An 18,811-nucleotide genomic window follows, 5' to 3' on the forward strand; every position below is an offset into this window, starting at 1 on the left:
TGTCCGCAGTCGAGGAGGTGGACATGGCGCGCACGGTCAGCGACATCGTGATCGAGGCTCCGGCGGGAGCCGTGATGTCGGTCATCGCCGCGTTCGCCGACTACCCCGACTGGGCCACCGGGATGCGCCAGGTCACCGTCCTGGCCACCGATGCGCAGGGCCGCCCGCTCGACGTCCGCTTCGTCGTCGACTCCGCCCCGATCCGCGACACGTTCACGCTGCGCTACGACTGGCGCGACGAGCTGCTCGTCACGTGGAGCCTCGTGCCCGAGGACGCGACGATGCTCTCGGCGATGGACGGCTCCTACTCGCTGGACGCGGTGGACGCCGGACGCACCCGCGTGACGTACCAGCTGTCGGTCGAGCTGAAGCTCCCGTTGCTGGGGATGCTGAAGCGCAAGGCCGAGAAGGTCATCGTCGACACCGCGCTCAAGGGACTCAAGCGCCGGGTCGAGAGCCAGGTCGGTGCCTGAGCGGCTCGCCGTCGGGATCGACGTCGGCGGCACCAAGATCGCCGGGGGAGTCGTCGACGAGGACGGCCGGATCCTGGCCCGGACCCGGCGCGCCACGCCCAGCACGGATCCCGCGGCGGTGCTCGACGCGATCACCGGGATCGTCGAGGAGTTCCGCGACCGCTACCCCGTGCGTGCGGTCGGTGTCGGCGCGGCCGGCTACGTCGACGTCACCGGGTCCTCCGTGGTGTTCTCGCCCCACCTGGCGTGGCGGAACGAGCCGTTGCGCGACGCGGTCGTGCGGCGCACGCGGCTGCCCGTGCTCGTGGACAACGACGCGAACGCGGCCGGCTGGGCGGAGTGGCGCTTCGGCGCGGCCCAGAACCTTCCCGACGTCGTCCTGGTGAACCTCGGCACCGGCATCGGCGGCGCCATGGTCCTCGACGGGAAGCTGTACCGCGGCCACTCGGGCATGGCGGGCGAGTTCGGCCACCAGCGCGTGGTCGACGACGGACTGCCGTGCGAGTGCGGCAACCGGGGCTGCTGGGAGCAGTACGCGAGCGGGCGCGTCCTCGAGCGCCGCGCCCGGGCCGCCGTGGCGGAGGGCTCCGAGATCGGGCGGGCCCTCGTGCAGCTGGCGGGTGCTGCCGACCTCGTTGACGGCGCCACCGTGGGACTCCTCTCGGCCGAGGGCCACGAGGAGGCCCAGGCCTGGGTCGGCGACGTCGGCCGCTGGCTGGGCATCGGCCTGGCGAACCTCGCAGCGTCGCTGGACCCCGCGATCTTCGTCATCGGCGGGGGAGTGAGCCGCACGGGGGAGTTCCTGCTGCGACCCGCGCGCGCGGCGTTCGCCGAGCACCTCACCGGCCGCGGCTACCGCTCGGAGGCACGGATCGTGGCGGCGCACCTGGGCAACGACGCCGGCCTCGTGGGGGCTGCCGACCTCGCCCGGCTCAGAGCGCGGCGCCGTCGTCCGGCCAGTCCGGGTTACTCGGTCCGCGGTCCGGCAGTCGCGCGATCAGGTAGACGACGGCGACGACGACCGCGATGACGACGCACGCGACGACGAACGTCGGCGGCCGGATCGAGGCGAAGCGCGCCAGCAGCAGCAGGGCTGGCGCGCCGACCACGACGAACCAGGCGAGCTTCGTGCGGCGGTCCGACGGCAGGTCGGCCGGCCCGACCTCGCGGTAGAACTGGTCGTCGGCCTCGACGGGCTCGGCCGCGCGACGCTGCTCCTCCTCGAGCTCGGCCCGCTCCCGCTCGGCGGCGGCCTGCGCCGCGGACCGGTCGAAGTCCTCCAGTCCCGAGAGGTCCAGGTCGAGTCCCTCGACGATGCGGTCGAAGTCGTCACGGGGCGATGCGGGGTCGGTCATGGAGACCTCCTGGTGACGTCGGCGACGAAGCGGCTCACGCGACGGGCGCGTGGTCGGCGAGGAACTGTGCCGACCTCTCCATGATGAACTCCGCATCGTGATCCAGCGTGGCGACGTGGTAGCTGTCGTTGAGCTCGACCAGCTCGCGGACGGGGGAGGAGACCCCCTTCATCACCAGGCCGGCCGTGGTGGCGTCGACGACGTGGTCCTCGGTCGAGCGGAACATCAGCAGGGGAGCGGTGACGCTGTCGAGGTTCTCGCGGACGTCGCGCCACAGCTGGAGCTGCGACGCCATCGCCTTGAGCGGCACGCGGTCGTAGGCGACCTCGTCCTGCCCGGCGAGCTTGATGTCGTTGCCGACGCCCGGCATGGACGGCAGCACGCGGCTGAGCAACGGCACGAGCGTGAGGTCGCGGCGCTTGAGCGCGATCGCCGGGTTGACCAGCACGAGCGCGTCGACGTCGTCGGGGCGCTGCTCGGCCAGTCGCAGCGCGAGCGCCCCGCCCATCGACAGCCCGCACACGGCGACGAAGTCGCACTGCGAGCGCAGGTCGGTGAGGGCGGTGTCCAGCTCGCCGTACCAGTCACGCCACGTGGTGGTGTTCATCTCCTGCCACGTGGTGCCGTGACCGGGGAGGCGGGGGACGGAGACGGTGTGACCGGTCTCGGCCAGTCGGCGACCCCAGGGAGCCATCGAGGCGGGGGACCCGGTGAAGCCGTGGCTCAGCAGGACGCCGACGCGGCCGCCGGGGGCGAAGAACGGTTCGGCGCCCGGTCGGACGGGGGAGGCGCCGCGCGCGCTGGAGTCGGACATGACGCCATGGTGCCCCATGTCACGTCGACTGGTGCACGGGCGCGGTAATGTCTCGTGCGTGTTCTATTGGTTCCTGAAGTTCCTGGCGCTGGGTCCGGTGCTCAAGCTGATCTTCAGGCCATGGGCCGAGGGCACCGAGAACGTCCCCCGTGAGGGCGCCGTGATCCTGGCCAGCAACCATCTCTCCTACAGCGACTGGCTGTTCATGCCGCTCGTCATCCCGCGGCGCGTCACGTTCGTCGCCAAGGCCGAGTACTTCGAGGGGACGGGGCTGAAGGGCTTCCTGCAGCGCCAGTTCTTCTCGGGGTCGGGGCAGGTACCGATCGACCGCTCCAGCGGCAGTGCTGCCGCAGGCGCGATCCGCACGCAGCTGCGCCTCCTGGCCGACGGCGAGGTGTGCGGCATCTACCCCGAGGGCACCCGCTCGCACGACGGCAAGCTGTACCGCGGACGCACGGGCGTGGCTCGCCTCGCCCTGGAGGCGAAGGTGCCGGTGATCCCCGTCGCGGTGATCAACACCGACGTCGTCGCCCCTCCCGGCCGCATCTTCGGCCGGTACGCCCGCCCCGGCGTGCGGTTCGGCAAGCCGCTGGACTTCTCGCGCTACGAGGGCATGCAGGACGACCGCTACATCCTGCGCGCGATCACCGACGAGATCCTCTACGAGATCATGAACCTCTCCGGCCAGGAGTACGTCGACCTCTACGCCCCCGACGCCAAGAAGCGCGACAAGGAGCTGGAACGCCAGGCCGCCAAGGAGCGCGACAAGGCCGAGGCCGACGAGGTCTGGGAAGAGATCACCGAGTAAACGGCGCCACCGTTCTGGACGGCGTTCAGAGGCGTCGCGGGGGTCGCGTATTCTTGGCAGGTGAGCATTCCCAGCCTGGAAGAACTGCGTGCGATCGGCGCTGCCCAGCAGCCGACGTACCCCGACCTCGACGCGCGTGATCGTGCGGTCGAGAAGCTGGGCAAGATGCCGCCGCTGGTCTTCGCGGGTGAGTGCGACTCCCTGCGCGACAAGATGGCGGCCGTGGCCCGGGGCGAGGCGTTCCTCCTCCAGGGCGGCGACTGCGCCGAGACCTTCGAGGGCGTCACCGCCGAGAACGTCCGCAACAAGCTGCGGGTGCTGCTCTCGATGGCCGTCGTCCTCACGTACGCCGCGAGCGTTCCGGTGGTCAAGGTCGGCCGCCTCGCCGGTCAGTACGCCAAGCCGCGCTCCAGCGACACCGAGACCCGCGACGGCGTCACGCTGCCGGCGTACCGCGGCGACGCGGTCAACGGCTTCGACTTCACGCCCGAGGCGCGTCACCCCGACCCGCAGCGGCTGCTCGACGTCTACCACGCGTCCAGCGCCACGCTGAACCTCGCGCGCGCCTTCACCACCGGCGGCTACGCCGACCTGCGCCAGATGCACGCGTGGAACACCGACTTCGTGCGCAACAGCCCCGTGGGCGAGCGCTACGAGCGCATCGGCGACGAGATCGATCGCGCCCTCGCGTTCATGGACGCGATCGGCTCCGACCCCGACGAGCTGCACACGGTCGACTTCTACTCCTCGCACGAGGCCCTCGTGCTCGAGTACGAGCACGCCCTCACGCGCATCGACTCGCGCACGAACCTGCCGTACGACGTCTCGGGCCACTTCGTGTGGATCGGCGAGCGCACCCGCCAGCTGGACGGCGCCCACGTCGAGCTGCTGAGCCGCATCGCCAACCCGATCGGCGTGAAGCTCGGCCCCACGAGCACCGCCGACGACGCGCTCGCGCTCTACGAGAAGCTCAACCCCGAGCACGTGCCGGGCAAGGTCACCTTCATCACCCGCTTCGGCGCCGAGAAGATCCGCGACCTGCTGCCCACGCTCGTGGAGAAGGTCACGGCCGCGGGCGCCGCGGTGGCGTGGGTCACTGATCCGATGCACGGCAACACGTTCTCCACGGACAACGGCTACAAGACGCGCGAGTTCGACGCGGTCATCGACGAGGTCCGCGGCTTCTTCGAGGTCCACCGGGCTCTCGGCACGTGGCCGGGCGGCCTGCACGTCGAGCTCACCGGCGACGACGTCACTGAGTGCCTCGGCGGCGGGATGAAGCTGTCCGCGCAGGACCTCGAGCACCGCTACGAGACGCTGTGCGACCCGCGCCTCAACCGCGCGCAGTCGCTGGAGCTGGCGTTCCTCGTCGCCGAGATGCTCGCCGGCCGGTCCTGATCACGCCCTGACGCGGGTCAGGACAGGAAGACCGTCACGGTCGACCCCGGCTTGACCTTCTTGCCGGCGTCGGTCATCTGGTACTGGACGCGCGCGTCGTCCCCGGAGAACGGGTTCTTCGCTGCGTTCAGCTTCAGGCCCACCGCCGAGGTGGCGGCGCGCGCCTCTGCCTCGGTCATGCCGCGGAGGTCGGGCACGGCGACCGACTCGGGTCCCTTGGAGACGGTGAGCGCGATCGTGTCGCCCCGCACGCCGGTGCCGGCGGACGGGGTCTGCGAGATCACGACGCCCTTCTTGACGGTGCTGCTGAACTGCTCGACCGTGCGGACGACGAAGCCCTGGTCCTCCAGCTCGGCGGTGGCCTCGTCGGCCGGGTCGCCGGTGTGGTCCACGATCTCGATGGGCTTCGGGCCCTTGCTCACGACGAGGTCGACGGCGGTGTCGCGCTTGACCCGGTCGCCGACCTTGTGGCTGGTGGACTTCACGATGCCGTCGGTCGGGATCTTGTCGCTGAACTGCTGGGTGACCTCGCCGACCCGCAGGTTCAAGGAGCCCAGGATCGTCTCGGCCTCCGACAGGGTGCGGCCCTGGATGTTCGGGATCTCGTACCGCTCCTTGCCCTTGGAGACCACCAGGGTGATCGCCTCGTCCGGCAGGAGTCGTGAGCCGGCGTCGGGGTCGGTCGACACGACCGCGCCCTTCTCGACGACCTCGGAGTACGCGGGGGTGCCCAGGTCGACGGTGAATCCGGCGGCCTCGGCGGTCTTGACGGCCTCGGCCTGGTCGAGGGACACGAGATTGGGCACCGTCTCGTAGCGGCCGATCGCCAGGTACCAGCCGAGGACGGCCGTGGCGGCGAGCGCGGCCAGCGCCACGAGCAGCAGGACCGGGCCACGGCGCCGTCGGCCGGAGGGCGCCTCCTCGACGGCCGATGCGGCCGGGCGGGTGGCGACGACGGGACCGCCGAACGTGGTGGTGGGCTCGTGGACCGTGGTGGTCGGCTGCTCGCGACCGATGTCGTAGAGGGAGGTGACCGGTGTCGTCATCTCGACGTCGGCCGGCGCGCCGTCGAGCGACGGGAACTCGGCGGGCGTGGGCCCGGACCCGGGCAGCAGGTCCTGGGTGAGCTCGGGGTCGTCCGCGAGACCCGCGGCCAGCGCGCGCTGCACCTGGCGGAGTTGGTGCAGCAGCACCCGGGCGTCGGGGGAGCGACGACCGCGATCGCGGGTCATGGCCCGCCGGACGAGTGCGTCGAGGTAGGGCGGGATGCCCGGCTGCAGGGTGGACGGCGCGGCGACGTCCTCGTTGACGTGGAGGTGCGCCACGGCCAGGGGCGAGTCGCCGGTGTGCGGCTTGGAGCCGGTGAGCATCTCGAAGAGCATCGCGCCGCAGGCGTAGACGTCGGTGCGCGGATCGGCGCCCTGGTGGGTGATCACCTCGGGCGCGAGGTAGGACACCGTGCCCACGAGGACGCCGTCGAAGGTGGACTCGTTGCTGATGGCGCGGGCCAGGCCGAAGTCGGCCAGCTTCACCTCGCCCGTGGTGGAGATGAGGACGTTCTCGGGCTTGATGTCGCGGTGGATCAGGCCCGCGTCATGCGCGGCCGAGAGGGCCATGAGGACCGGCTCGAGGTAGGACAGCGCCCGCCGCGGAGGCATGGGCGCCTCCTCGCGCAGGACGTCGCGCAGGGTGCGGCCCGGGACGTACTCCATGACGAGGTAGATCGTCTCGCCGTCGACCCCCTGGTCGTAGACCGAGACGATGCCGCGGTGGTTCAGCTTCGCGGCCGACTGCGCCTCGCGGACGAAGCGCTCGGGATTGTCCTCGAGGTCGCTGTCGGGGTGCATGATCTTCACCGCGACGATCCGGTCCAGACGCAGGTCGGTGGCACGGAACACGCTGGCCATCCCGCCGCGGGCGATGCGTTCGTGGATCACGTAACGCTGGTCGAGCGTGCGCCCGACCAGTGCGTCGTCATCCGTGAGCGTCATGCCCGCCTCCCTTGGAACACCTTGATTCTAAGGGCTCGAACCCCATGCACCGTGCTCCGCCGGATCAGCGGACGCGTCGGACGGCCGCGTCGACGAGCGGCTCGAGCACCGCGGGGGCCGACGCGCCGATCGCGTCGATCGCTCGCAGGGACTGCTCGACCAGGCGGTCGATGTCCGATTCGACCTGGGCGAGCGCGCCGCTGGAGGCGATGAGGTCGTGCAGCTCGTCCACGCCGTCCTCGGTGCCCAGCAGGGCCAGGACGCGGTCGTCGCCGCAGACCTGGGCGGTGCGGGCGACCAGCACGGTGCGCTTGCCCTCGCGCAGGTCGTCGCCGGTGGGCTTGCCCGTGTCGGCCGGATCGCCGAACACCCCGAGCACGTCGTCGCGCAGCTGGAACGCCTCGCCCAGGGGGAGCGCCACCTCGGTGAGCTGGGCGAGCAGCTCGTCGTCCCCGCCGGCGAGTGCGGCGCCCACGTGCAGGGGACGCTCGATCGTGTACTTGGCGGACTTGAAGCGGATGACGTGCATCGCGCTCGCGACGTCGAGCCGGTCGCGCGTCTGGGCCAGCACGTCGAGGAACTGACCCGACACGACCTCGGACTTGCAGGCGTCCCACAGCCGGGCGGTGCGGGCGTCGGGCTCGGCGCGCCGGAGGTGCTCGTCGGCCCAGGAGAGCATGAGGTCGCCGACGAGTATCGCGACGCGGGCACCGAACTGGTCGGCGGCGCCGTGGCCGTGCGCCGCGGCGTGGCGTGCCTCGAAGTCGCGGTGGACGCTTGGGCGGCCCCGTCGGGTGTCCGATCCGTCCATCAGGTCGTCGTGCACGAGGGCGCTCCCCTGGAGCCACTCGAACGCGGCCCCGGCGGCGGCGATCCGCTCGTCGGCCGCAGTGCCCCCGGCGAGCAGCCAGCCGGCGTGGCAGAAGGTGGGCCGGAAGAGCTTGCCGCCGGCGGTGAAGTCGACGGCCGCGTCGACGAGGTCGCCGACGGCGGGGTCCAGATCGGTCAGCAGCTCGCGTTGGTCCTGGACGAAGGAGTCCAGCTGCCGGGCGACGGCTGTCCGAAAGGTGGGATCGGCTGCCGGGCTGTTCACGTCGGTGACGATACCGTTGGGGGCATGCCCGACTCCCTCGACGCCGCGCTCGACGACCCGATCCTGCAGGCCCTGGCCGCCGATCGGCCTGCGGTGTCGTTCGAGTTCTTCCCGCCGAAGGACGACGAGGGCGAGGCCCAGCTCTGGCGCACGATCGCCGACCTCTCGCCGTTGGAGCCGACGTTCGTCTCGGTCACCTACGGCGCGGGTGGCACGAGCCAGGACCGCACCGTGCGCATCACCGAGCGCATCGCCCGCGAGGCGCCGATGCCCCCCGTCGGGCACCTGACCCTCGTCGGCCAGACCCGCGGCGAGATCGAGACGGTGCTCAAGCAGTACGTCGCGTCGGGCGTGCAGCACGTCCTCGCCCTGCGTGGCGACCCGGTCGGCGGCCCGCGGGCTCCGTGGGAGCCGCACCCCGACGGCATGGACCACGCCATCGACCTCGTCGCCCTCGTCCACGAGGTCGGCGGCCTGTCGGTGGGAGTGGCCGCGTTCCCCGAGGGCCACCCCGACTGCAGCGGCCTCGACGCCGACGCCGACGTGCTCGTCGCCAAGGCGCGCGCCGGCGCGTCCTTCGCGATCTCCCAGCTGTTCTTCCGCGCCGACGACTACTTCGGGCTCGTGCGGCGCGTCCGCGACCGCGGCTGCGACCTGCCGATCGTCCCGGGCATCATGCCGATCCTGAACTTCGGCCAGGTCGCCCGCATGGCCGAGCTGTCCGGTGCCGAGATGCCGCGCGAGGTGCTCGACCAGATCGAGCCCATCGCCGACGACCGCGCGGCCGTCCGTGCCAAGGGCATCGAGCTCGCCACGCAGCTGTGCCGCGACCTCCTCGACGGCGGCGCCCCCGGCCTGCACTTCATGACCCTCAACCGCTCGCCCGCCACGCGCGAGATCTTCGACCAGCTCCGCGCCGACGGCCTCGTCTGACCCAGCCGCCCCCTACCGCGGGGCGGCACCCAGGTGGGCCGCCAGCGCGGCGGTGCCCATGCCGGTGACCTCCAGGCCGGCCCCGGGTGCGGCGGCGGAGCCGACGAGCCACAGGCCGTCGCGCGGACTGCGGGCCGCGAGCGGCAGCTCGGTGAGCGCCGGGGGAGCGGGGACCGACTCACGCCATGTGACGTGGGGTCGCAGGTCGAGCCCGGCCCGGGCCAGCTCCTCCAGCGGGTCGACGCCCGTCGGCGCCTCGAGGACACAGCCGTCAGCGCCCGACCTCCACCCGCGCACGATGTCGCGCCCGTGCACCACGAGGTCGTCGGGGGCGGCGGCGCCCGAGAGCCGGACGAAGGTCAGGGTGCGGGACGTGCTCGGAGTCGATCCCACGGCCCACACGACCACGTCGGCCGGGCGGTGGGAGCCGTCGGCGAGCACCGCGCCGTCGAGGACCCCGGACGAGAGGGCGGGCTCCACCACCTCGACGCCGGTCTCGACCGTGACCTTCCGTTCCCGCAGCCGGGTCAGCAGGGCGGCCGCCAGCCCGGCGCTGCCGCCGTCGAACCGCCACCGGCCGAAGTTCCGCTCCACGTAGTGCCACACGGCCAGGACGGACGGGCCCGACGCATCCACGCCGGGCAGCTCCGCGCCGATCCGGCGCAGCCGAGGATCACCGGCGCCGCGGGCCACCTCGCGCAGGGACCGGTCGGCGAGGGGAGCCCGGGCGACCGGGACGCCCGCCGGGTGGACCGCCTCGAACACGGTCCGGCGCACCGTGTCCCACGGATCGGCGAGCTCGTCGACCCACGGCGACCACGGGTCCGACCCGAGGACGGTGGTGACGGCGTCGTGCTGGGCGCCGCGCGTGCCGAACGGCAGGTCGAGCTCGGTGGCGCGGCGTGGCCAGCGTGCCGCGACGACGTGCCGGCGCGGGCCCGCGGGCGAGATGGCGATGAGGGCGTCCATGGGGCGGCCGGACTTGCGGAAGAGGTCGCGGAACACGCCGGGGAGGGTGACGCTGTCGGGGCCGGCGGCCCATCGGCGGTCGCCGATCGTGCGGCCCAGCAGCAGGCCGCCGGGCTCGGGCTCGCGCTCGAGGACGGTGACGTCGTGACGCAGCTTCGCCAGCCGGGCGGCGGCGGACAGCCCGGCGAAGCCGCTGCCGACGACGAGGATCCGGGCCACCGTCACTCCCTCCGCTCGCGGCGCCGCGAGCGCGCCCGGCGGATGGCGCGCCACAGCCAGAGGAAGAGCGAGACGCCGAGCACCAGGGCGACCGCGGTGACGGCCAGTGCGACCCACGGGTGTGCCAGCCCCAGCAGCACGACGGCCACGACGCTCACGTCCTCGCCGACGCTGAGGGCAGCGTTGGAGAAGGGCTCGGGCGAGGTGTTGACCGCGGCCCGCACGCCGGACTTCACGCCGTGCGAGGCCAGTGCGGTCCCTCCGCCGAGGAAGGCGAGGAGGGCCGGGTCGAGCTCGCCACCGTACTCGGCCAGCTTCCACGCCACGACCGCACCGACCACGGGACGCACGACCGTGGAGATGCCGTCCCACGCCGAGTCCAGCCACGGCACCTTGTCGACGACGAACTCGATCGTGAACATGCCCAGGCTCAGGCCGATCACCCACCAGTCACCGAAGCCGGCGGGGACCCACTCCGAGCCGCCGGCGCGCGCCACGATTCCGAGGACGCCCACGGTGGCCCAGGCGTTCACGCCGCTGGCCCAGCCGGTGGCGAAGACGAGGGCGGCAAGGTCCATGCCGTGACCGTATCGCGCGGGGGACCGGCCATCGATCGCGCTCCGGGGGACTGTGGGAGGGTGGCGTCATGGGTCCGATCCGTGGCGTGCTGGCGTGGCAGTCCGTGCTCGACGCGCTCGTGCAGGCCGGCGCCGCTGCTGACGGCTCGGGCTCCCTGCGTGTGCTCGACCTCGGTGGGGGAACGGGGTCCGACGCGGTCCGCGTCGCCGCGCTGGGCCATCGGGTCGTCGTGGTCGACCCCAGTCCCGACGCCCTCGCGGCCTCCGCCCGGCGTGCCGCCGAGGCGGGCGTCGAGGTCGAGGGACGGCTCGGCGACTCCACCGACCTGGCCGAGCACGTGCCGCCCGCCAGTGTCGACCTCGTGATCTGTCACGGCGTGCTGGAGTACGTCGTCGACCCGGCCCAGGCGGTGGGAGCGGCGCGCGAGGTGCTGCGGCCCGGCGGCTGGCTCAGCGTCGTGGTCGCCGGACGGGTCGCCACCATCACCGCACGCGCCGCCGCGGGCGACTTCGCCGCCGCCCGTGCCCTCGTCGAAGCCGTGCCCGATGACACGTGGGACCTCGACGCCCTCGGGCCGCGACGGTGGTACGTCGAGGAGCTCGAGCAGCTGCTCTCCGGCCAGGGCCTGACCCCCGTCGTGAGCCAGGGAGTGCGTGTCCTGAGCGACGAGGTTCCGGGCGTCGTGGTCGACGGATCGGCCGGTGCGCGCGAGGAGCTCTTCGCACTCGAGCAGGCGATTCGCCGGATTCCGCAGTTCGCAGGTCGTTCGGCTGGTTTGCAGTCCATGGCCCGCCTAGAATCGATCTCACACCCCTGACCAAGGAGTCACCGTGCCACTGTCGGACGAAGAGGCCCGGCTGCTCGCCCAGTTGGAGCAGTCGCTGGCCGCAGAGGATCCCGAGTTCGCGTCCACGCTGCGCGGCTCCAAGCTCATCGCGCACAACCGCCGTGTCGCGGCCATCTGCGTCGTGGGCTTCCTGGCCGGTGTGGCCATGCTGCTGGGCGGAGCCGTGTCCAAGATGACCTGGATCGGTGCTCTCGGCTTCGTGGCGATGGTGGCCGCCGCCTACTTCTTCGTCCGGGCCTGGCGCCGCGGCATCAGCGGAGCGCAGGACGCCGGCGGACCGGCCCCGTCCTCGCCGAAGGGCTCCGGCTCCTTCGTCGAACGCATGGAGGAGCGCTGGCAGCGACGCCAGGACGACGGGATGTGACCCGCCGCCACGACACGCACGCCCCACGAGGCCCCGCCGATCGGCGGGGTCTTCGTCATTCCTGCCTCGGGACGGTCCCGATCGCCTGACATCCCCCACTTCGCTCCACCGGCCCGCCATCGCTGAGATGGCGGGTCTTTTTCGTTCCCGTCCCACGCGACACGCCCCTCCCTTGACGAAAAGCGGGTGGATGGTGGAGCGTTGTGGGTTAAGGTGGGGCGTAGTGGTGGAAACACCGGACTTCGACCTCAGAGGAGAGCGACGTGGAGCAGGGAGGACGCGATGACCGCACCGGCATCGACGCACTTCTTCGGCACGTTCACGCCGCGCCTCGACGAGAAGGGTCGGCTCTTCCTGCCGGCGAAGTTCCGTCCGCTGCTCTCGGACGGTGTGGTGCTGACCCGCGGTCAGGAGCACTGCATCTACGGCTGGACGCCCGAGGCGTTCGACGACTTCTCCGGACGCGCCCGGCAGGCCTCGTTCACGAACCGGCAGGCGCGGAACTTCGTCCGCATGCTCTTCGGTGGAGCGGCGCACGAGACGCCGGACAAGCAGGGACGCGTGCCGGTGTCGCAGCTGCTGCGCGACTGGGCCGGCCTGGACCGCGACTGCACGGTCGTGGGCACGGGCGAGCGGTTCGAGATCTGGGACTCGGCTCGCTGGAACGACTTCTCCGACGAGCACGAGGAGGGCTTCGCCGACCTGTCGGAGGAGATCTTCCCCGGGATCTTCTGAGCACCTCCGCGGTGGGGCGCGATGCCCGCCTGAGGGGTTCTGACGTCACTTCCCCGGCGTCAGAACTCTGCAGGCGGGGATCGGGCCCCATCGCCCTGCCGGTCTGCCCGGGCGAGGCGGCATGAGCGCCCGGCACGTCCCGGTGATGCTGGACCGCGTCGTGTCGGAGTTCGCCCCGGTGGTGGAGCGTCACGAGCATCCGGTGATCATCGACGCGACGCTCGGCCTGGGCGGACACGCCGAGGCGATGCTCACGCGCTACCCGTCCCTGCACGTCATCGGCGTCGATCGCGACCCCGAGGCGCTGCGCCGGGCGGGGGAGCGGCTGGCTCCCTTCGGTGATCGCTTCGAGGCCGCCCACGCGGTCTACGACGAGATTCCCGAGGTCGTCGCGGAGAGCGGTCGCACCACGGTCGACGGGGTCCTGTTCGACCTGGGCGTCTCCTCGATGCAGCTCGACCTGGCCGACCGCGGCTTCGCCTACGCGCAGGACGCGCCGCTGGACATGCGGATGAACTCCGAGGACGAGCTCACCGCGGCCGGCGTCCTCAACACGTACGACGAGAAGGACCTCGCCCGGATCCTGCGCGAGTACGGCGAGGAGAAGTTCGCCCGCCGGATCGCCAAGGAGATCGTCACCGAGCGCGAGACCCGGCCCTTCGACCGCAGCGAGCAGCTCGTCGACCTCATCCGTCGCTGCATCCCGGCGCCGGCGCGGCGCACGGGCGGCAACCCCGCCAAGCGCACGTTCCAGGCGCTGCGCATCGAGGTGAACGACGAGCTCGGCGTCTACCGCCGCGCCCTGCCGGCCGCGCTCGACCTGCTGTCGGTGGGCGGACGCGTCGTCGTGCTGTCGTACCACTCGCTGGAGGACCGGATCACCAAGCGCGTGTTCACGTCCGTCACCACGTCCACGGCGCCGCGGGACCTCCCCGTGGTGCCCGAGTCCATGCTGGCCCGCTTCCGCTCCCTCACGCGGGGTGCCGAGCTGGCCGCCGAGGACGAGATCGCCGACAACCCCCGCGCGCGTTCGGTCCGGATGCGCGCTGTCGAACGGATCGCTGCCGCATGAGCGAGCGCCAGCGAGAGAACCGAGGAGACCTCATGACGGCGTCGCCGTACTGTGTCCTTTCCACGGCGGTGACGTCATGAGCGCTGCTACCTCCCCCCGTGCCCTGAGCCGCTCGGCGGCCGCCCGCTCCTCCGCGCTCGCGTCCGGCCTGGCCGCGCGGGGGCGTGACGCCCGCGACGTCGGCCTCAAGCTGGTCGGCCCGGTGCGGGTCCGTGCGCGTCGCGCCCCGTTCGTCGTCGTCGTGCTCTCGATCCTGGCCGCCGGACTCGTCGGCCTCATCCTGCTGAGCACCGCGATGCAGGCGCAGGCCTTCAAGATCGACGACCTGCAGCAGCGCTCCACGCTCCTGCAGGCCCAGCGCGAGCAGCTCGCCACCGAGGTCGACCGGATGCAGAGCCCCTCGGGGCTGGCCAACCGCGCCCTGAGCGAGGGCATGGTGCCCAACGCCAACCCCGTCTTCCTGCGACTCGCCGACGGCAAGGTCATCGGCGAGCCCGTTCCCGCCGAGCCCGACACCAACGTCAGGAGGGCCGGCTGATGCCGCTCGCCATCACCCGCAGCCGCCTGCGCGTCCTGGTCATCTGCGTCCTTGCCCTGTTCGTCGTCTTCGGCGCCCGGCTGTTCCAGATCCAGGCCGTCGACACGAAGGCCTACGCCGCGATGGCGGTGGAGGCCGGCACCCGCAAGGCCGTGATCCCGGCGCCGCGCGGTGACATCGTCGACCGCAACGGCGAGGAGCTGGTGACCAGCACCGACGGCCTGACGATCACGGCCGACCCGTCGATGACGGCCGAGAACGCCCCGGAGATCGCGCGGATCCTGCACGAGAAGCTCGGCGACGAGATCGACTACTTCGACACGATCCAGAAGCTGCGCACCCCCGACTCGAAGTTCGTCTTCCTGGCCAAGGACCTGCCGGCCTTCGAGGCGCGCAAGGCCGTGAAGGCCGTAGCTGAGGCCAACTACACGGGCGTCTTCACCGAGACCGAGAGCCTGCGCAGCTACCCGGGCGGCTCGCTCGCGGCGAACGTGCTGGGCATCACCGAGGAGAACGGCAAGGGCATCGCCGGCCTCGAGATGCAGTACGACGCCGGGCTGACCGGCACGGACGGGTCCTCCACCTACGAGGTCTCCTCGACCGGCCAGCGCATCCCGATGGCCGACTCCACGGTCAAGGAGATGGTGCCGGGTGCCAACGTCAACACCACGATCGACCGGGACCTGCAGTGGTACTCCGACCAGCGGCTGCGTGACGTCGTCAGCTCGGCCGGCGCCGACTACGGCCTGGCCGTCACGATGGACGTCCGCACCTGTCAGATCGTGCAGCTCTCGCAGGCCCCGACGTTCAACCCGGACAGCCGCGACGGCGTCAGCGACGACACGCTGGTGAACCGTGCGGTCTCCAACGTCTTCGAGCCCGGCTCGGTCATGAAGACGATCACGATGGCGGCCCTGGCCGACCAGGGCAAGGTCTCGGCCGACACGAAGATCAAGGTGCCCTCGGGCATGGTCATCGACGGCTTCCCGATCGGCGACTACTGGCAGCACGGCGCGCTGAAGCTCACGGCCGCCGGCGTGATCGCCAAGTCCTCCAACCTGGGCACGATCGTCGCGGCCGAGCAGATGTCGGACTCGACCTTCTACTCCTACCTGCGCAAGTTCGGCTTCGGCACGCGCAGCGGCATCGACCTGCCGGAGGAGTCGGTGGGCATCGTGTCCCCGGTGCGCGACTGGACGAAGGCGAAGCACGCCACGACCTCCTTCGGCCAGGGCGTCTCGGTCAACGCGATCCAGATGGTCCGCGCCGTCGGCGCGATCGCCAACGGCGGTGTCATGTGCACGCCGCGGGTGGTCGACTCGCTGACGAAGGCCGACGGCTCGGTCGAGAAGACCCCGGCGGGCGAGTCCCGACGCGTCGTCTCCCGCGAGGCCGCCGCCGAGGTCACCCGGATGATGGAGGCCGTCACGGCCGACGACGGCACGGCACCGGCCGCCCAGATCGAGGGCTACCGCGTGGCCGGCAAGACGGGCACCGCCTGGCGGGTCAACCCGACCACGGGACGCTACGTCCGCGGCCAGAACACGATCTCCTTCATGGGCTTCGCGCCGGCCGACAACCCGCGCTTCATCACGTACGTCGTGATCGACAAGCCGCCGCGCAACGCCGGCGGTGGCTCGATGGCCGGCCCGGTCTTCCACGACATCATGTCGATGGCGCTGGAGCGGTTCGGCGTGACGCCCACGGGCGCCAAGCCGCCGAAGATCAAGCAGGACTGGTAGCCGTCGTGCCGCCCGGTAGGTTGGGGCGGGTGGACGAGATGAGGGTCAGGCCGCACGACAGGCCCACGTGGCCCCTCTCCAGGGTGGCCGCCGAGCTGCCTGCGGCCACGGTGTCGGGCGAGGCCACCGTCACCGGCATCAGCCTCTCCACCCGCGACGTCGTCGCCGGCGACCTGTTCGCCGCGCTGCCCGGCGCGACCACGCACGGCTCCCGGTTCGCGCCCCAGGCGCTGGAGGCCGGTGCGGTCGCGATCCTGACCGACGCCGAGGGGGCGGCGACGCTCCCGGTGGGTGTCCCCACGGTCGTGGTCGAGCACCCGCGCGCGCATCTGGCCGAGTTCGCGGCGCGGTTCTACGACCGCCCCAGCAGCCGCTTCACCACCGTCGGGGTCACCGGCACGCAGGGCAAGACCACCACCACCTACCTCGCCGAGGCCGCGCTGGGAGAGTCGCGCTCGGCCGTCATCGGCACGATCGGCACGCGGGTCGCCGGGCGCCCCGCGGCCAGCAGCCTCACCACACCCGAGGCGCCCGCGCTGCAGGCGCTCTTCGCGGTCATGGCCGAGGAGCAGGTGGCCGCGTGCGCGATGGAGGTCTCCAGCCACGCGATCGTCCAGGGGCGCGTGGACGGGTTCGTGCTGGACTCGGCCGTGTTCCTCAACCTGGGCCGCGACCACCTGGACTTCCACCACGACGTGGAGTCCTACTTCGCCGCGAAGGCCGAGCTGTTCACGCCGGAGCACGCCCGGCGGGCCGTGATCAACCTCGACGACGCCCACGGCCGGCGGCTCACCGAGCTGACCTCGCTGCCCGTCACCACGTTCTCCACCGAGGGCGCGGCGGCCGACTGGCGCGCCGTCAACGTGCGGGCCCACCGGCTCGGCAGCGACGTCACGCTCATCGCGCCCGACGGCACCGAGACCGAGCTCTCGGTCCCGCTGGCCGGCGCGTTCAACGTCTCCAACGCGGTGGCGGCGATCGTCGCGCTCGCGGGGGAGGGCCACGACCTCGACGACCTCGTCCGCGGTGTCGCCGCTGCCCGAGGCGTCCCCGGGCGGATGGAGCGGATCGACGCCGGCCAGCCCTTCACCGCGGTCGTCGACTACGCGCACAAGCCCGAGGCGGTCGAGGCGGTCCTCGGTGCCCTGAGGCCGGTCACGGCCGGGCGGCTCATCGTCGTGATCGGCGCCGGCGGCGACCGCGACCGGGGCAAGCGACCCCTCATGGGCGAGGTGGCCGCCCGGCTCGCCGACGTCGTCATCGTCACCGACGACAACCCCCGCAGCGAGGACCCGGCCCGCATCCGCGCCGAGGTCCTGGCGGGCGCGGAGCGCGGCGCGGCCCAGGTGGTCGAGGTCGGCGACCGCCACGACGCGATCGCCACCGCGGTCCGGCAGGCCCGCACCGGCGACACCGTCGTGGTCGCCGGGAAGGGTCACGAGCGCGGCCAGCAGGTCGGCGACGTCGTCCACCCCTTCGACGACCGCGAGGTGCTCGTCTCCCTGATCGGCGGCGCGTCGTGATCCGCACGACCCTCGCCCAGGTGGCCGACGCGACGCACGGGCGGGTGGAGGGCGACGACGCCCTCGCCGTCGAGGGCCCGGTCGTCATCGACTCGCGCCGCGTCGCCCCGGGGTCGCTCTTCGTGGCGATCCCCGGCGAGCGCGTGGACGGCCACGACTTCGTCCAGACCGCGCTCGACGCCGGAGCCGTGGCCACGATCGCCACGCGTGCCGTGGCCGGACCTCACGTGATCGTCCAGGACCCCGTCGAGGCGATGGGGCGGCTCGCGGCCGACCGGCTGGCGGCTCTGAGGGCGGAGAGCAGCATCGACGTCGTGGCCGTCACCGGCTCGCAGGGCAAGACCTCGGTCAAGGACCTGATGGCCCACATCCTGGCCGCGCACGGCGCCACGGTGGCCCCCGAGGGCTCGTTCAACAACGAGCTCGGGGTGCCGCTGACCGTCCTGCGCGCCGATGCCGGAACGCGTCACCTAGTGCTCGAGATGGGTGCGCGGGGGATCGGCCACATCGCCTCGCTGTGCGCCATCGCGCCGCCCGACGTCGCCGTGGTGCTCAACGTCGGTACGGCCCACGCCGGCGAGTTCGGCGGACTCGAGCGCACGGCCCAGGCCAAGGGCGAGCTCGTCGAGGCTCTCGGCCCCGAGGGCACCGCCGTCCTGAACGCCGACGACCCGCGGGTCGCGGCGATGGCCTCGCGCACGCAGGGCACCGTGCTCACGTTCGGCCGTGCCGGCCAGGTGCGGCTCGACGGCGACGTCGTCCTCGACGAGTCCGGCCACCCGCACTTCCGGATCGAGGTCGACGGCACCGTCCTCGACGCCACCGTCCCGCAGCTGGGCGAGCACCACGCGATCAACGCCGTCGCGGCGGTCGCGGCCACCTCCGCGCTCGGGATCCCGGCCGCCGCCGCCGTGGAGGCGCTCGCCACCGCGAGGGCCGGCTCGCCCATGCGCATGGAGCGCCACGAGACCCGTGGGGGAGTCGTCGTCGTCAACGACGCGTACAACGCCAATCCCGAGTCGATGGCCGCAGCGCTGCGAGCCCTCGCCGGACTGGCCCCGGGACGTGGCACCGCCGTCCTCGGTGAGATGCTGGAGCTGGGCGACGAGTCGTCCGAGCAGCACCACCGGATCGGCCGTCTGGCCGCCGACCTGGGCATCGCCCGGGTCATCGCCGTGGGTGCCGGAGCCGCCGAGATCGCTCGCGGTGCCGGCCCTGTCGGCGTGCTGGTGGACGATGTCGAGTCGGCGGTGGCGGAGCTCTCAGCGAGCCTCAGCGCGGGTGACGTGGTGCTTGTGAAAGCATCGAGGGGCGCCCGTCTCGAGCGGATCGCCGAAGCGCTGCTGCGCGACTGAAAC

Annotated in this window: 19 protein-coding genes; 13 read left to right on the forward strand and 6 right to left on the reverse strand. The window is 72.3% G+C overall.

What is annotated here, in order from left to right:
• Window positions 1-23: 23 nt before the first annotated feature.
• Entirely contained in the window at window positions 24-473 is a 450-nt protein-coding gene (locus tag B2363_RS02340; protein ID WP_286928168.1) for an SRPBCC family protein, read from the forward strand.
• Window positions 466-1,503 carry an ROK family glucokinase gene (locus tag B2363_RS02345; RefSeq protein ID WP_286928170.1) on the forward strand — a complete coding sequence of 346 codons (1,038 nt, stop codon included), beginning with the start codon at window positions 466-468 and terminating at the stop codon, window positions 1,501-1,503. The genes B2363_RS02340 and B2363_RS02345 overlap by 8 nt, the downstream gene beginning before the upstream one ends.
• On the opposite strand, the gene B2363_RS02350 is transcribed toward B2363_RS02345, so the two are convergent.
• Together B2363_RS02350 and B2363_RS02355 are read right to left on the reverse strand one after the other, a co-directional pair.
• Window positions 1,406-1,828, reverse strand: coding sequence for a hypothetical protein (locus B2363_RS02350; RefSeq protein ID WP_181756764.1), 423 nt, complete (start codon window positions 1,826-1,828; stop codon window positions 1,406-1,408). The two genes, B2363_RS02345 and B2363_RS02350, sit on opposite strands and share 98 nt — an antisense overlap.
• A gap of 34 nt (window positions 1,829-1,862) precedes the next feature.
• Window positions 1,863-2,642 carry an alpha/beta hydrolase gene (locus B2363_RS02355; RefSeq protein WP_286928172.1) on the reverse strand — a complete coding sequence of 260 codons (780 nt, stop codon included), beginning with the start codon at window positions 2,640-2,642 and terminating at the stop codon, window positions 1,863-1,865.
• A gap of 58 nt (window positions 2,643-2,700) precedes the next feature.
• Here B2363_RS02355 and B2363_RS02360 point away from each other — a divergent pair, with 58 nt between their 5' ends.
• Both B2363_RS02360 and B2363_RS02365 read left to right on the forward strand, forming a co-directional pair.
• Window positions 2,701-3,450: a lysophospholipid acyltransferase family protein gene (locus tag B2363_RS02360; protein WP_078700716.1), complete on the forward strand. Its 750-nt coding sequence runs from the start codon at window positions 2,701-2,703 to the stop codon at window positions 3,448-3,450.
• A 60-nt stretch (window positions 3,451-3,510) separates the two neighbouring features.
• Complete coding sequence (locus B2363_RS02365) at window positions 3,511-4,848, forward strand: class II 3-deoxy-7-phosphoheptulonate synthase (protein ID WP_286928175.1); 1,338 nt, start codon at window positions 3,511-3,513, stop codon at window positions 4,846-4,848.
• Window positions 4,849-4,865: 17 nt separating this feature from the next.
• On the opposite strand, the gene pknB is transcribed toward B2363_RS02365, so the two are convergent.
• Both pknB and B2363_RS02375 read right to left on the reverse strand, forming a co-directional pair.
• Window positions 4,866-6,839 carry a Stk1 family PASTA domain-containing Ser/Thr kinase gene (gene pknB / locus B2363_RS02370; protein ID WP_286928176.1) on the reverse strand — a complete coding sequence of 658 codons (1,974 nt, stop codon included), beginning with the start codon at window positions 6,837-6,839 and terminating at the stop codon, window positions 4,866-4,868.
• 64 nt (window positions 6,840-6,903) lie between these two features.
• Window positions 6,904-7,932 carry a polyprenyl synthetase family protein gene (locus B2363_RS02375; protein ID WP_286928177.1) on the reverse strand — a complete coding sequence of 343 codons (1,029 nt, stop codon included), beginning with the start codon at window positions 7,930-7,932 and terminating at the stop codon, window positions 6,904-6,906.
• A 24-nt stretch (window positions 7,933-7,956) separates the two neighbouring features.
• Here B2363_RS02375 and metF point away from each other — a divergent pair, with 24 nt between their 5' ends.
• A complete protein-coding gene (metF, locus tag B2363_RS02380; RefSeq protein WP_181756769.1) occupies window positions 7,957-8,865 on the forward strand; it encodes a methylenetetrahydrofolate reductase [NAD(P)H] in 909 nt (302 codons plus the stop codon).
• Between the two features lie 12 nt (window positions 8,866-8,877).
• On the opposite strand, the gene B2363_RS02385 is transcribed toward metF, so the two are convergent.
• Both B2363_RS02385 and B2363_RS02390 read right to left on the reverse strand, forming a co-directional pair.
• Window positions 8,878-10,053: an FAD-dependent oxidoreductase gene (locus B2363_RS02385; protein ID WP_286928179.1), complete on the reverse strand. Its 1,176-nt coding sequence runs from the start codon at window positions 10,051-10,053 to the stop codon at window positions 8,878-8,880.
• 2 nt (window positions 10,054-10,055) lie between these two features.
• Window positions 10,056-10,631, reverse strand: coding sequence for a DUF4126 domain-containing protein (locus B2363_RS02390; protein WP_286928180.1), 576 nt, complete (start codon window positions 10,629-10,631; stop codon window positions 10,056-10,058).
• Window positions 10,632-10,699: 68 nt separating this feature from the next.
• On the opposite strand from B2363_RS02390, the gene B2363_RS02395 reads away from it, so the two are divergent.
• From B2363_RS02395 to B2363_RS02430, 8 genes are all read left to right on the forward strand, one after another.
• Window positions 10,700-11,449: a class I SAM-dependent methyltransferase gene (locus B2363_RS02395; RefSeq protein WP_286928182.1), complete on the forward strand. Its 750-nt coding sequence runs from the start codon at window positions 10,700-10,702 to the stop codon at window positions 11,447-11,449.
• A 13-nt stretch (window positions 11,450-11,462) separates the two neighbouring features.
• Complete coding sequence (locus B2363_RS02400) at window positions 11,463-11,843, forward strand: DUF3040 domain-containing protein (protein WP_181756773.1); 381 nt, start codon at window positions 11,463-11,465, stop codon at window positions 11,841-11,843.
• Window positions 11,844-12,125: 282 nt separating this feature from the next.
• Window positions 12,126-12,578 (forward strand): division/cell wall cluster transcriptional repressor MraZ, encoded by a 453-nt coding sequence (mraZ, locus tag B2363_RS02405; RefSeq protein WP_286928183.1) that lies wholly within the window; start codon window positions 12,126-12,128, stop codon window positions 12,576-12,578.
• Window positions 12,579-12,699: 121 nt separating this feature from the next.
• Complete coding sequence (gene rsmH, locus B2363_RS02410) at window positions 12,700-13,650, forward strand: 16S rRNA (cytosine(1402)-N(4))-methyltransferase RsmH (RefSeq protein WP_286928186.1); 951 nt, start codon at window positions 12,700-12,702, stop codon at window positions 13,648-13,650.
• Window positions 13,651-13,726: 76 nt separating this feature from the next.
• Entirely contained in the window at window positions 13,727-14,188 is a 462-nt protein-coding gene (locus B2363_RS02415) for a hypothetical protein (protein WP_286928188.1), read from the forward strand.
• On the forward strand, window positions 14,188-15,930 hold the full coding sequence (locus tag B2363_RS02420; protein WP_181756777.1) for a peptidoglycan D,D-transpeptidase FtsI family protein: 1,743 nt from the start codon (window positions 14,188-14,190) through the stop codon (window positions 15,928-15,930). Before B2363_RS02415 ends, B2363_RS02420 begins: the two co-directional genes overlap by 1 nt.
• Window positions 15,931-15,968: 38 nt before the next feature.
• Complete coding sequence (locus B2363_RS02425) at window positions 15,969-17,453, forward strand: UDP-N-acetylmuramoyl-L-alanyl-D-glutamate--2,6-diaminopimelate ligase (RefSeq protein WP_286929008.1); 1,485 nt, start codon at window positions 15,969-15,971, stop codon at window positions 17,451-17,453.
• Window positions 17,450-18,808: a UDP-N-acetylmuramoyl-tripeptide--D-alanyl-D-alanine ligase gene (locus B2363_RS02430; RefSeq protein WP_286928190.1), complete on the forward strand. Its 1,359-nt coding sequence runs from the start codon at window positions 17,450-17,452 to the stop codon at window positions 18,806-18,808. Before B2363_RS02425 ends, B2363_RS02430 begins: the two co-directional genes overlap by 4 nt.
• Window positions 18,809-18,811 lie beyond the last annotated feature (3 nt).

It is taken from the genome of Aeromicrobium sp. UBA7512, assembly GCF_002476985.1.
GTDB lineage: Bacteria > Actinomycetota > Actinomycetes > Propionibacteriales > Nocardioidaceae > Aeromicrobium > Aeromicrobium phoceense.